We start from the raw sequence: 13,563 nt of genomic DNA, 5'->3' as shown, positions 1-13,563 counted from the left end.
TTTATGAAGTTGAAATATGTTTTTATATGTCTTTTATCAATTGGTTTATTATTTAGCTGTAAATCAAAAAAGAAAACGATTTCTAGAAGTACAAAAAAACAAGTTGTAGTTAAGAAAAGAGGACAAAGTTCGGTTATAACAAAGAAACCTTCAAACAGTCCCATAACAAATGCTACAATAGACTATATAAAGCGCTATAAAAATACCGCTATGGAATCTATGAAAAAATATAAAATTCCTGCAAGTATTACATTAGCACAAGGAATTTTAGAATCATCAAGTGGTCGAAGTGAGTTAACCAGAAAATCTAATAATCATTTTGGAATTAAATGTCATAAAGGGTGGAAAGGTAAACGCGTTTATCATGATGACGATAAAAAGGATGATTGTTTTAGAGTTTATAAAGACCCTGCAAATTCATTTAAAGACCATTCTTTATTTTTAACTGGAAGAAGCAGATATGCAAATTTATTTAAATTGCAAGAAGGAGATTATGTGGAATGGGCCAAAGGTTTAAGTTCGGCAGGTTATGCAACAGATAGAAGATATCCAGCGAAGTTAATAGCATTGATTGAAAAGTACGATTTGCATAAATTTGATACAGAGGTTTTAGGAAAATCATTTACAAAACAGAACGTTGATACTTCTACAAGGCATATTGTAATAAAAGGAGATACATTGTATTCTATTTCAAAAAAATATGGATTAACTGTTGAAGAATTGAAGCAACTAAATGGCTTAAATTCTAACAATATTAATATTGGTCAAGTATTGAGCGTACAATAAATATTATTAGAATAACCCGTTTATTTGAGCATCAATTTTTCCAATAACATTTCCTAAATCTTCTTGATTGTCTACAAAATTTAAATTATCGACGTCAATAATTAATAATTTTCCTTTTGTATATTTTGTTATCCAAGCCTCATAACGTTCATTTAATCTGCTTAAATAATCAATGCTAATTGAATTTTCATAATCGCGTCCTCTTTTGTGAATTTGACCAACCAAGGTTGGAATAGAAGCTCTTAGGTAAATTAACAAATCAGGAGGGCTCACTAAACGTTCCATTAGTTCAAAAAGAGATTCGTAATTATTAAAGTCTCTATTTGGCATTAAGCCCATTGCATGTAGGTTAGGAGCGAAAATTCTAGCATCTTCATAAATAGTTCTGTCTTGAATAATACTTTTTCCACTTTCTCTTATTTCAAGAACTTGGCGAAATCTACTGTTTAAAAAGTATACTTGTAAATTAAAAGACCAACGTTCCATTTGACCATAAAAATCGTCTAAGTATGGATTCTCATCAACAGATTCAAAATGAGGCTCCCATTTATAATGTTTCGCTAAAAGCTTTGTTAATGTTGTTTTTCCAGCTCCAATATTTCCAGCAATTGCTACGTGCATAATTAATTGTTAAGTAAATTTAAGGTGATAAAGTTACTTATTTTTTTTATGTTATAATAAAACAATTGGAAACTGTTAATAAATTAATTTATAACCGTAGCCACGAATGTTTAAAATTTGAATAGTAGAATCTCCTTTTAATTTTTTTCGAAGTTTTGAAATAAACACATCCATACTTCTCGCATTAAAAAAATCGTCATCTCCCCAAAGTTTTTTTAAAATAAAAGAGCGATCTAAAACTTTATTTTTATTGGTTACAAGGTGAAACAAAAGTTGTGCTTCTCTATGGGTTAAAGTTTCAATTACTTCATTTAATTGTAGTGTTTGTTTTTTTAGATTGAAAATATAACTACCTATAGCCATATGCTCGGTGTTTTCATCTTTTTTAGCTCTTTTGAGCAGAGAGTTTATGCGAACGATAAGCTCTTCCATGCTAAAAGGTTTTTTTAAATAATCATTTCCACCTAAATTAAATCCTTCCACAACATCGTTGGTTTGTGATTTTGCTGTTAAAAATATAATTGGAATTTCTGAATTTTCTTCTCTAATTTCTTTGGCTAATGTAAATCCGTCTTTTTTTGGCATCATTACATCTAAAACTAGTAGCAAAGGGCTTTCAGTTTTATAAGTATTGTAGGCTATTTCTCCATCTTCACAAAGGAGTACTTCAAAATTTCTAGTTTCTAAACTTTCCTTAATTATTTGTCCCAAAGAAGGTTCGTCTTCAGCTAGTAATATTTTTATTTTAGTGTTCATTTAGTAATTCAATTTTAAACAATGTAAAATTGTTTTCATCATAAATGATACGGATGCTTCCACCGTGCTTTTCAATAATGTTTTTCGTGTAATACAATCCAATACCAAAGCCTTTTACATTGTGAGTGTTGCCTGTTGGAATTCTATAAAATTGTTCAAAAACTTTATCTTTATACACTTTAGAAATTCCGTTTCCATCATCTTTAATGATTAGAAAAATACGATTATTTTCTGAATTTAATTCTAAATGAATTGAATTTCCACCATATTTAATTGCATTGTCTAAAATATTACCAATGGCATTTTCGAAATGAAATTGATCTAAGTTTAAAAACGTTGTACCAATATTATTGTTAAAACTAAAATGTTTACTTGTATTTACAACCATATACTTTTCTACAATTTCTTCAATTAAACGTGCAATATCTACAGGTAATTTATGTAAAACTAACTTCTTTTGATTGAGTGTTGCAGTTTCAAGTATTTTTTCAACCATTAAATTCAATTTATCAACTTGAGAGTGAGCTATAGAAATATATTTTTGAGATTTTACTTTATCATCTAGGGCATTAAAATTTTTCATAGCCTCTAATGCAGTAGAAATTGTGGCAATAGGTGTCTTAAATTCGTGTGTAATATTGCTTATTAAATCGTTTTTTACTTCAGCTAACTGTTTTTGTTTATAGATAGTTTTCAATAAATAAAAAAGACTTGCAATAATACTTGCCGATAATAGCAGAGAGAGTAAAATACTAATAAACGAATTTCTTAAAAGTAGAGCGGTCTCATTGGTAAAGAATAATTCTAATTGACTTCGATGAGGTAAATATGTAGAATTTGAAGTTGTAGTTAGGTACTTGTTTGATAAATTTTCTAATTGGTATTCCTTCGTTTTTTTTATGATACTATCACCCGAATGCCTTACATGATAATTGTATTTAAGACCATAGCTAACATTAATATTATTTCTAACAAACTCATTGCTTATATACGTGTTTAGTTTTTCTAAATCTAAAGTGTCTCTAGAAATAGAAACAAATACTTTAGAAATTAAGCTATCTATACTTTTAGGAAATGCTCGATTTGCAGTTATAAAAGGATAATAATTATCTTCTCTGCTTTTCACTAAAATTGGTCGTTCGTCTTCTAATAACTTTGCCATATTGTAAATGGCACTATCCATTTTTTTTCTTAAACTACGTTTAGAATTTGTACTTAAAACAATCGTATCCGTTCTTTCTTTTAAATTTGTAGAATCTAAAGATTTGTAGGTAATAATTCCCGATTTTGTTAAGTTTACAAAATAAGCTTCTACGGAGTTATCTAGGCTTAGTTGTACCTTGCTAATCAAATTTTGTTTGTTAATTTGATATTCTCTGTAATTCCAATATACTTGTACTGCAATTGTTGTAACTACCGTAATACCAATAAAATAAACAACCCATTTGTAGTTTTTCTTATTCATATTTCAAAGTTAAGGACATAAATTGTATTATCCGAATTGCTTAACAGTAGTTAACACTAATTAACCTACTATTTTGATAAAGAATTTATAAGTTTGTATCTAATTAAAATTTTAAACATAAAAAAACTAAAATTTATGACAAGGAAAAAATCAACTCAATTTTATATGAGAATTATTCACCGTTATTTAGGTTTTTTTTTAGCAGGTATTATGACTGTTTATGCCTTAAGCGGAATAATTTTGGTTTTTAGAAATACCGATGCATTAAAAGTTGATAACCAAATTGAAAAGAAACTGCAACCATCATTAGAAGCAGCCGAAATAGGGAAAGAATTAAAAATTAAAAATTTTAAGATTACTAACACTGAAAATGAGATTTTACAGTTTTCGAATGGTTCTTATAATAGTAAAACAGGAGTTGTAACTTATACGGTAAAAGAACTTCCTTTTCTTTTAAATAAAATGACTCAATTGCATAAAGCCTCTACAAAAAGTCCATTATATTGGTTAAATATCTTTTTTGGTTTGTCACTTTTGTTTTTTGCAATCTCATCCTTTTGGATGTTTTTACCTAAAACTAAAACATTTCGAAAAGGCTTGTATTTTACGCTAGGTGGTATTATTCTTACTTTATTGCTGATTTTTGTTAAATAAATTAAACTTTTCTAGTTGTTAATTTGAAGATAATAATCTCAAAATTAATTGCTTGCCCATAACAGCTATTATTAAATGAAGTTTAAAAAATATATTTTTTAGATACTAACTTCAATTATCTTTGCAGCTATACTTATTCTTGAATTAAAGTTAAGAAATGAAAAAGAAATGGATATTTTTATTAAATGTTATATTATTAGTTCTAATACTATATGTAAAATATTTCAATGCGATTACTTCAAAAATAATTTTTGAGTATTATCAGTTTCAAACAATAATGGCTTTTTTAATTTTTTACATTGCTATAAATATAACAGCAAATGTGATTAAATATTTTTATTCTAAAAAAAATAAAATTAAGAAAGGAAAGAAAAATAATGTCCATTTTGGAATTGAAAATATTGCTAATTTCACAATAGGAATTGGATTGCTTTTAACAATTATAAGCTTATTTGGAGTAAATCCTAAAGAATTAATTACCTCTTTAACAATTGTAGCAGCAGCCTTAGCGATTTTATCAAAAGAGTATATTATTGATTTTTTAAGTGGTATTTATTTAAGTTTTTCAAACACCTTCGAAATAAATGATTATGTTAAAATAGATAATCAAAAAGGTAAAGTTGTTGAAATAAATATGCTCAAAGTAAAAATCCTTAATGATGATGATGACACGGTAATTATCCCAAATTCGAAAGTGCATTACAATGAAATTATAAATTACACGAAAAGAGATGCAAGATTAATGACTGTAGATTTTCAAATTGCTTTAAAATATATAAGCAATATTGAAGAACTAGAAAAGGAAATCATTCTATCACTAGAAGGTTTTAGTGATTATATAGAACCACAATCATATAATTTAAGAGTTGTTGAAATGAAAATGGATTATTTAGAGGTGAAATTTCAATACACGCTGATATCAGTAGATATGGATTTACAACGAAAAATTAGAAAAAAAACAATTCGTGAAGTTTTTAACTTTATTTCAAGTAAAAACTAGAAAATAGAATAGACCTTAGAAATGGAATATTTGAAGCGGACATTCCAATTGCTCGGTTGAGTAAAAATTATAAAAGTTAAAAAATAGTATATATGAAGCCAATTTTTCAATTTATTGTAGATGAGTTAACAAAACGAAAGTTAAGAAGGAAAAAAATTGAATTAAATGAAATTGAAAAAGTAATTATAAATACAAAAGTTGAATTTTCGCATTTAATTAGAGATAGTTTCTTCATTTTATTAGGTATTATATCAGCTGCATTTGGTTTAAAAGGGTTTTTATTACCCAATACTTTTATTGATGGAGGTGTAACAGGTATTTCACTTATAATTTCAGAATCTACGGAATTACCATTATCTATTTTATTAGTAGTTATTAACTTACCGTTTATAATTATGGCATATTCAACCATAAGTAAACAGTTTGCTTTACGTAGTATTGTAGCTATTTTGTTATTAGCAATTATTGTACATTTTATTCCATTCCCAATAATTACAAATGATAAATTATTAATTGCAGTTTTTGGTGGTTTCTTTTTAGGAATGGGAATTGGTTTAGCAATTCGTGGAGGTTCGGTTATTGACGGAACAGAAGTATTGGCGGTTTTTATCAGCCGAAAAACATCCCTAACAATTGGGGATATTATCTTAATATTCAATATTTTAATTTTTGGAGTTGCCGCTTATGTATTTTCAATGGAAATTGCTTTGTACGCTATTTTAACGTATTTGGCAGCCTCAAAAACAGTAGATTTTGTAGTTTCAGGTATAGAAGAATATGTTGGTGTAACTATAATTTCAGATAAAAATGAGGAAATTAGACTTGCTATTGTTGAAACTATGGGAAGGGGTTGTACTATTTATGATGGTAAAAGAGGTTTTGGTAAGCGAGGGCACGTATTAAAATCAATAGATATACTTTATACACTTATTACGAGGTTAGAATTGGCGAAACTTCACACAGAAATTGATAAAATTGACAAAGAAGCTTTTATTGTAATGCATAGTATAAAAGATGCCAAAGGGGGAATGATAAAAAAGCGCCCACTCAAATAATAGCACATTAAACTAAATCAAATTTTAAGAGTCTAAAAATTAATTATAATAATTGAATAAAGTTTGAAACAAGGTTATGTTTACCAAATTTCCATATTTTTTAATAATTTTTATTGTTTCCTTCAATTTTGGTTGTTCGAAAGACTCTTCAGTTATTGAGGACGTTATTATAAATGAAGATAATACGATATCTACTGAGAGTACCTATATGAATATGCTAACTCCATCTTATTATGTGTCAACTATAGCGAATCCATTTAAAAATGAAGTCGATCAATTTATAAGTGAGGTTGAGCAAATCCAATTTTATCATCCGTTAGGTTCATCAGAAGAAAGACCCAATTATGTGGTTAAAACTAAATTTGGTGATGAAAAAGGGATCGGTCCAGCAACCCAATATCATCCCGCGGTTGATGTATACGTAGGAAATTTTGTAACTAACGTTAATGTATATGCAACCCACGAAGGGTATATTTCAACGGCAAGAGATGTAGATAAATACCGTCAATATGTTTCAATTACAAAAAATATAGAAGATGATCTTGGCGAATTAATTGGAAAGCTAGTAACAATATATGCCCATATTGATTTGGATTTAGATGCTCAAGAATTTTTATACCAAGAAGGACAGTATGTTAGAGAAGGAGCTTTAATTTCAAAACACTTATATGCAGAAACTGTTGGCGGACCACACCTTCATTTTGAGGTGCGATATTATAGAGCAACCGATGTTGGTAATGAAGAGTTTTATGGTGGATATGGAGAGAATTTCACAGAACCTTCTGCTGGGTATTGGGAATATGGTTATTGGAGCTCTACGGTTGGTTATGGATATGCAAATGTAATGAATCATCAACTATTCTTATATTAAATCGAAACGATGTAATACGCATAGAATAGTTATATTTGATCTATGGACAGTGATGAAATTAAACAAAAACTTCTTGAAGAAATATCTTTAACAGAAAACACAATTAAAGAATATAAAGAATTGTCAAAACCTATTGAGCCAGATTGCGCAATTGGTCGTGTTTCTCGTATGGATGCGATTAACAATAAAAGCGTTGTGGAAGCATCTCTTAGGCAAGCTGAAAGTAAATTGAGAAATTTACAACGTGTTTTTTCTCAACTGGGAAGTGAAGAATTTGGAATTTGTTTAAAATGTAAAAAACCAATCCCAATAGGGAGAATTTTAATTCGACCAGAAAGTTTATTTTGTGTGAATTGTGCTCAATAAATATGTATTAACTCTTAAATAAATAGTGAAATTATAATTTGGTATAACTATTGTTCATTCAAAGTAGTTTAACAATTAAAAATAGTAAAATGAAAAAATTGATCCTTCTTCTTGTTCTTAGTCTAATTATTACGAGTGCGTTTGCACAAACCAAAAATTTTATTGATCAACCTTATATTGAAACTCGAGCACAAGTTGATACGCTTGTTACACCCGATAGGATTTATTTAAATATTCTAATAGCGGAAAAAGATACCAAAGGTAAAGTTTCTGTTGAGGAATTTGAAAATGCAATGGCAGCTAAATTAGTTTCTTTAGGAATAGATTTAAAAAAACAGCTAATGATAAATGATGTAGCAAGTAATTTTAAAAAGTACTTTCTAAAAAGACAAGATATATTGAAAAGTAAAGCATACTCATTAGTTGTTTATGATGGTTTAACGGCGGGCAAGGTAATTGTTGGGCTTGAAGAAATTGGAATTTCAAATGTGCAATTTCATAAAACCGAGTATTCAAAAATTGATGAATTGAAACTTAATTTAAAAACGAAAGCGGTTAGTAAGGCTAAACGAGAAGCAGCCGCTTTATTAAAACCATTAAACCAAAAAGTAGGTGGGGCAATTTATATTTCTGATGTTTATAATAATAACAATTACTCAATGCAATCAAGATCTTTAGTTATGGAAGTTGCTTATGATAAAAAATTTGAACCTATTGATATTGAATTCCAAAAAATTAAAGTTCAAAGTGAAATTAACATCAAATTTAAAATCGAATAGACCGTCACTAATATAAATTAAAAACCTCAAATTAGAATTCTAATTTGAGGTTTTTAATTTTTTAATTTTTAAAATAAACTAGATATTAAAAGCTTCTTTTACTTGTTCAACATAATCTAGTTTCTCCCAAGTAAATAGCTCTACTTCCATAGTTTTTTCCGTTCCATCTACATTTTTAAATGTTTTAGAAACAGTTTCAGTTTGTCTACCCATATGACCATATGCTGCAGTTTCTAAATACATTGGCTGACGTAATTTTAAACGTTGTTCAATAGCAAAAGGTCGCATATCAAAAATAGTAGCTACAATTTCAGCAATTTCACCGTCAGATTTTTCAACATTTGCAGTGCCGTTTGTATTTACATAAATTCCCATAGGTTCAACAACTCCAATGGCATATGAAACCTGAATTAAAATTTCGTCAGCAACTCCTGCTGCCACTAAATTTTTAGCAATATGACGTGTTGCATAAGCAGCACTTCTATCAACTTTACTAGGGTCTTTTCCTGAAAATGCACCACCACCGTGAGCACCTTTTCCACCATAGGTATCAACAATAATTTTTCGTCCTGTTAGCCCTGTATCTCCGTGTGGTCCACCAATAACAAATTTACCTGTTGGATTTACGTGATAGACGATACTATCATTAAATAATGCTTTTATCGCTGCTGGTAATTTTGCAATTACTCTAGGAATTAAAATTGAAATAACATCACTTTTAATCTTTTTCAACATGGCATCATCATTTGGGCCAAAATCGTCGTGTTGTGTTGAAACTACAATATCTTTAATTCTAAATGGAACATTATCATCGGTATATTCAATGGTAACCTGACTTTTAGAATCGGGACGTAAATAAGTAATATCCTTATTTTCTCTTCTTAATTCAGCAAGTTCAACTAGAATTTTATGACTTAAATCTAATGCCAACGGCATAAAATTTTCAGTTTCGTTGGTAGCGTAACCAAACATCATTCCTTGGTCGCCTGCTCCTTGTTGTTCTTTTGAAGCCTTATCAACTCCTTGATTAATATCTTGTGATTGTTCATGAATTGCAGAAAAAACACCACAAGAGTTTCCATCAAACATATATTCACTTTTAGTATAACCAATTTTATTGATTACATCTCTTGCTATTTTTTGAACATCTAAATAGGTTTCAGATTTTACTTCTCCAGCTAAAACTACTTGACCAGTCGTCACCAAAGTTTCACAAGCAATTTTAGAGTTTTCATCAAATGCTAAAAAATTATCAACTAAAGCATCTGAAATTTGATCAGAAACTTTATCTGGATGTCCTTCAGAAACAGATTCTGAGGTAAATAAATATGACATAATTTTAATTTTTAGTTAAATTTAAGGTCGAATTGATGTGATTGCTATAGTCGCTAAAAGAAGTAAATAATTACTGCTTTAGCATTTTTTAATGAGGTTGCAATCAGTTCAAATCCTTCCTCTTGAATTATCGACTGCAAATTTACAAAAACTAAAAATCATAAAAAACAAAAAGTTATTTTTATTTTAAAAAGTGTTGTTTTGTAAGAATTTAATGCGTTAATTTGCTCCTTAGTTCATACACTTATTGACTATTGTTATCAAGAAAGGCAGAGGGAATAGACCCTGTGAAGCCTTAGCAACCCTTTATTAATAAAGAAGGTGCTAAATTCTACCCATACGGATAGATAACCAAACCTAATTGCCATTTGGTAGTTTCCTGCATTTTTTTCTAACAATTTTATTTAAGTATATCAAACCAGTGAGATGGTTGTTTAACATATATAAATATAAATTGATGAATCAATTAAATTACATTACAATACAAAATTTCAGTTCTGAAAAAGGAACAGAGCCTCAAGACATACAACTATCATATCAGTTATTTGGAAAAAAGTTGCATACCGCACCAATTGTTTTAATAAATCACGCATTAACGGGTAATTCTGATGTTGCTGGAGAAAAAGGTTGGTGGAAAGATGTAGTAGGTGAAAGCAAAGTAATAGATACAGCAAAATATACCATTTTAGCATTTAATATACCTGGGAATGGTTTTGATGAATTTGTAATTGAAAATTATAAAGATTTTGTGGCGAGAGATATCGCTCATTTATTTTTAATTGGGTTACATGAACTTAAAATTAACCAATTATTTTCGATAGTTGGAGGTTCTTTAGGTGGTGGGATTGCTTGGGAAATGGCGGTATTAAATCCAATAATTACAAAACATTTAATTGTGGTTGCAACCGATTGGAAATCTACCGATTGGTTGATTGCTAATTGTCAAATTCAAGAGCAATTTTTGTCGAATTCAAGCAACCCAGTTCATGATGCTCGTATGCATGCTATGTTATGCTATAGGACCCCTGAATCTTTTAAAGAACGCTTCCAACGTTCAAAAAATGACGATTTAGAAATTTTTAATGTAGAAAGTTGGCTATTACATCATGGGAATAAATTACAACAACGCTTTCAATTATCTGCCTATAAATTAATGAATCAATTGTTAAAAACCATTGATGTTACCAAAGAGAGATCAGAAAATGTGTTAGATACCATAAAAGCCAATATTCATATTATTGGTGTGGATTCTGATTTGTTTTTCACTGCTGAAGAAAACAAAGAAACACACAAACAATTAGCATTAACAAATCCAAATGTTACCTATAATGAAATTAATTCAGTACACGGGCACGATGCTTTTTTAATTGAATATGAACAATTAGAAAAAATAATTGCGCCAATTTTTAATAAAAATTCAAAATACAATAATATTAAGATTGTAAAATTTGGCGGAAAATCTTTAGCAAATGGTTTGGGTTTAGAGAGTAGTTTAAAAATTATTTCAACCAAAATTAATGCAAATGAAAAAATAGCTATTGTTGTTTCGGCAAGAGGAAATAGTACAAATCATTTAGAATCAATTTTAGATAAGGCAAAAAATAATATTGATTATTCAGAAGAGTTTGAAATATTTAAGAATTATCAAACAGCGATTGACAGCACAGTTAATTTATCTGAAGAGTTTAACCTACTTCATGAGATTTTTAGAGGTGTAAAATTATTAGGCGACTACAGCGAAAAAATTAAAGATCAAGTACTGTCCCAAGGAGAAATTGTATCGGGTAAGACAATTGTACATTTATTAAATAAGCAAGGGTTTAAGGCTAATTTTGTAGATACGCGTGAGTTAATTAAAACCAATAATCAGTTTGGAAAAGCGTTGCCAATTCACAGTCTTTCAAAAGAAAATGTGATTCAACATTTTAAACATAATAAAAATGCTATTCAAATTATTACAGGTTTTATTGGTTCTAATTTAGAAGGAGAAACTACTACACTTGGTAGAAATGGCAGTAATTATTCAGCGTCATTAATTGCTAATTTTTTAAATGCCGAAGAACTTCAAAATTATACACACGTAAATGGAATTTACACGGCAAACCCCGATTTAGTTGCTACTTCAAAAAAGATAGAAAAATTGTCTTATCAAGAGGCAAATGAAATGGCAAACTTTGGAGCAGATATTTTACATGCGAAAACAATTATACCGTTAATAGAAAAAAACATTCCCTTACGAATTTTAAATACTTTTGATACGGATAATGAAGGTACTTTAATTGGTTCTGAAACTGAAATTGGTGGTATAAAATCGTTATCTGTTGATGAAGATGTTGTTTTGGTAAATTTGGTAGGTAGAGGTTTGCTGGGTAAAGTAGGTGTTGATGCTCGAATTTTTAATGCGCTGGCGAAGGATAATATAAGTGTTAGTATTATTTCTCAGGGCTCTTCTGAACGAGGTATTGGCTTTATTGTTGATGCAAAAGATGGGTATAAGGCCAAACAAGTTCTTGAAAATGAATTTGAAAATGAATTTAAAAATAAAGATGTTAGTCAGATTTATATTACAGAAAACATTTCAGTAATCTCAATTATCGGTCAAAGTTTGCACTCATTTAATCAATCGTACAGTGCTTTAATTAAAAATAATATCACACCAATTTTAATTAACAACACTGTTACAGGTGAAAATGTATGTTTAGTTGTTCAAAAATCCGATTTAAACAAAGCTGCAAATGTAATTCACGGTGAAATATTTGGAGTTTCAAAAAATATAAATATTGCCATTTTTGGAAAAGGGTTAGTTGGTAGTACGCTAATTAATCAAATATTTCAAAGTCAACAAAACATTTTAAAACGTAAAAACATCAATCTAAAGATTTTTGCCGTTGCAAATTCAAAAGCCGTACTATTAGATAAAGAAGGAATTTCATCTAATTGGGAAAGTGATTTTGAAGTTCATTCTTTAGAAAATTATAAGGTAACTGATGTCATTGATTTTGCCGAAAAAAATCATTTGGAAAATTTAATAGCGATAGACAATACGGCAAGTAATGAGTTTATTGAAAACTATTTGCAGCTGGTTGAAAATGGATTTGATTTAATATCATCAAATAAAATAGCAAATACCATAACATATAATTCATATAAAGAATTACGTGCAACCATGAAGGAACATAAAAAATCATATTTGTATGAGACGAATGTTGGAGCTGGTTTACCTTTAATTGATACCATTAAGTTATTGCATGATTCAGGTGAAAATATTACCAGAATACGCGGTGTATTCTCAGGGTCGTTAAGCTATTTATTTAATAATTTTTCCATACAAGACAAACCGTTTAGCGCAGTTTTAAAAGAAGCAATAGAAAATGGATATACGGAACCTGATGCCCGTGAAGATTTATGTGGAAATGATGTTGGACGAAAATTATTAATTTTAGCTCGTGAGTTAGATTTACAAAACGAGTTTGATGATGTGAATATTGAAAATTTGATTCCTGAAGATTTAAGACAAGGAACTACTCAAGAGTTTTTGCAGCGGTTAAGCGACATGGACACACATTACCAAGAGTTAAAAGATAATCAACAAGAAAATCATGTGTTACGATACATTGGCGATTTATCAGGCGATTTACAACAAGACAAAGGAATTTTAGATGTAAATTTAGTATCTGTATCAAGTAATAGTGCTTTAGGGCAAATACAAGGAGCTGATGCTATTTTTGAAATTTATACCGAATCCTATGGAGAAAAACCATTGGTAATTCAAGGAGCGGGAGCCGGTGCAGCCGTAACAGCGAGAGGTGTTTTTGGTGATATTTTACGATTAGCAGATAAAAATTAAAAAAGAGATTCAATAAATAAACGATATT

Annotated in this window: 12 protein-coding genes and 1 riboswitch; of the genes, 8 read left to right on the top strand and 4 right to left on the bottom strand. The window is 29.1% G+C overall.

All coding sequences use genetic code 11. The features are described from left to right. Positions 1–3 precede the first annotated feature (3 nt). Positions 4–786 (top strand): glucosaminidase domain-containing protein, encoded by a 783-nt coding sequence (locus HKP59_RS04270; RefSeq protein WP_291803754.1) that lies wholly within the window; start codon positions 4–6, stop codon positions 784–786. 6 nt (positions 787–792) lie between these two features. Here the strand turns inward: HKP59_RS04270 and HKP59_RS04265 are convergent, their stop codons facing one another. The 3 genes from HKP59_RS04265 to HKP59_RS04255 form a co-directional block, all read right to left on the bottom strand. Then, complete coding sequence (locus HKP59_RS04265) at positions 793–1,407, bottom strand: deoxynucleoside kinase (RefSeq protein WP_291803752.1); 615 nt, start codon at positions 1,405–1,407, stop codon at positions 793–795. A 75-nt stretch (positions 1,408–1,482) separates the two neighbouring features. Beyond that, positions 1,483–2,163, bottom strand: a complete 681-nt coding sequence (locus HKP59_RS04260) for a response regulator transcription factor (protein WP_291803750.1) — start codon at positions 2,161–2,163, stop codon at positions 1,483–1,485. Beyond that, the gene (locus tag HKP59_RS04255) at positions 2,153–3,628 is read right to left on the bottom strand and encodes a HAMP domain-containing sensor histidine kinase (RefSeq protein WP_291803748.1); all 1,476 of its coding nucleotides are present in this window, start codon (positions 3,626–3,628) and stop codon (positions 2,153–2,155) included. Before HKP59_RS04255 ends, HKP59_RS04260 begins: the two co-directional genes overlap by 11 nt. Before the next feature lie 135 nt (positions 3,629–3,763). Between HKP59_RS04255 and HKP59_RS04250 the strand changes: the two genes are divergently transcribed. The 6 genes from HKP59_RS04250 to HKP59_RS04225 all read left to right on the top strand — a co-directional run bounded on the left by HKP59_RS04250 (position 3,764) and on the right by HKP59_RS04225 (position 8,353). Next, complete coding sequence (locus HKP59_RS04250) at positions 3,764–4,282, top strand: PepSY domain-containing protein (RefSeq protein WP_291803746.1); 519 nt, start codon at positions 3,764–3,766, stop codon at positions 4,280–4,282. Between the two features lie 277 nt (positions 4,283–4,559). Then, positions 4,560–5,282 carry a mechanosensitive ion channel domain-containing protein gene (locus tag HKP59_RS04245; RefSeq protein ID WP_291803744.1) on the top strand — a complete coding sequence of 241 codons (723 nt, stop codon included), beginning with the start codon at positions 4,560–4,562 and terminating at the stop codon, positions 5,280–5,282. 92 nt (positions 5,283–5,374) lie between these two features. Continuing rightward, positions 5,375–6,337, top strand: a complete 963-nt coding sequence (locus HKP59_RS04240) for a YitT family protein (protein WP_291803742.1) — start codon at positions 5,375–5,377, stop codon at positions 6,335–6,337. Between the two features lie 76 nt (positions 6,338–6,413). Then, positions 6,414–7,208, top strand: a complete 795-nt coding sequence (locus tag HKP59_RS04235; RefSeq protein ID WP_291803740.1) for a M23 family metallopeptidase — start codon at positions 6,414–6,416, stop codon at positions 7,206–7,208. Between the two features lie 42 nt (positions 7,209–7,250). Beyond that, the gene (locus tag HKP59_RS04230) at positions 7,251–7,574 is read left to right on the top strand and encodes a TraR/DksA C4-type zinc finger protein (RefSeq protein ID WP_291803738.1); all 324 of its coding nucleotides are present in this window, start codon (positions 7,251–7,253) and stop codon (positions 7,572–7,574) included. An 89-nt stretch (positions 7,575–7,663) separates the two neighbouring features. Beyond that, entirely contained in the window at positions 7,664–8,353 is a 690-nt protein-coding gene (locus HKP59_RS04225) for an SIMPL domain-containing protein (RefSeq protein WP_291803736.1), read from the top strand. A gap of 78 nt (positions 8,354–8,431) precedes the next feature. Here HKP59_RS04225 and metK read toward each other — a convergent pair whose 3' ends face one another. Further along, positions 8,432–9,688 carry a methionine adenosyltransferase gene (gene metK / locus HKP59_RS04220; protein ID WP_291803734.1) on the bottom strand — a complete coding sequence of 419 codons (1,257 nt, stop codon included), beginning with the start codon at positions 9,686–9,688 and terminating at the stop codon, positions 8,432–8,434. 254 nt (positions 9,689–9,942) lie between these two features. Continuing rightward, positions 9,943–10,042: riboswitch (SAM riboswitch) on the top strand. 103 nt (positions 10,043–10,145) lie between these two features. Between metK and thrA the strand changes: the two genes are divergently transcribed. After that, a complete protein-coding gene (gene thrA, locus HKP59_RS04215; protein WP_291803733.1) occupies positions 10,146–13,535 on the top strand; it encodes a bifunctional aspartate kinase/homoserine dehydrogenase I in 3,390 nt (1,129 codons plus the stop codon). The last annotated feature ends 28 nt before the right edge of the window (positions 13,536–13,563 follow it).

This window comes from Lutibacter sp. (assembly GCF_013041805.1).
Taxonomy (GTDB): Bacteria; Bacteroidota; Bacteroidia; order Flavobacteriales; family Flavobacteriaceae; genus Lutibacter.
Note: the sequence above shows the minus strand (reverse complement) of the source record. Positions and strands in the feature narration are given on the sequence as shown.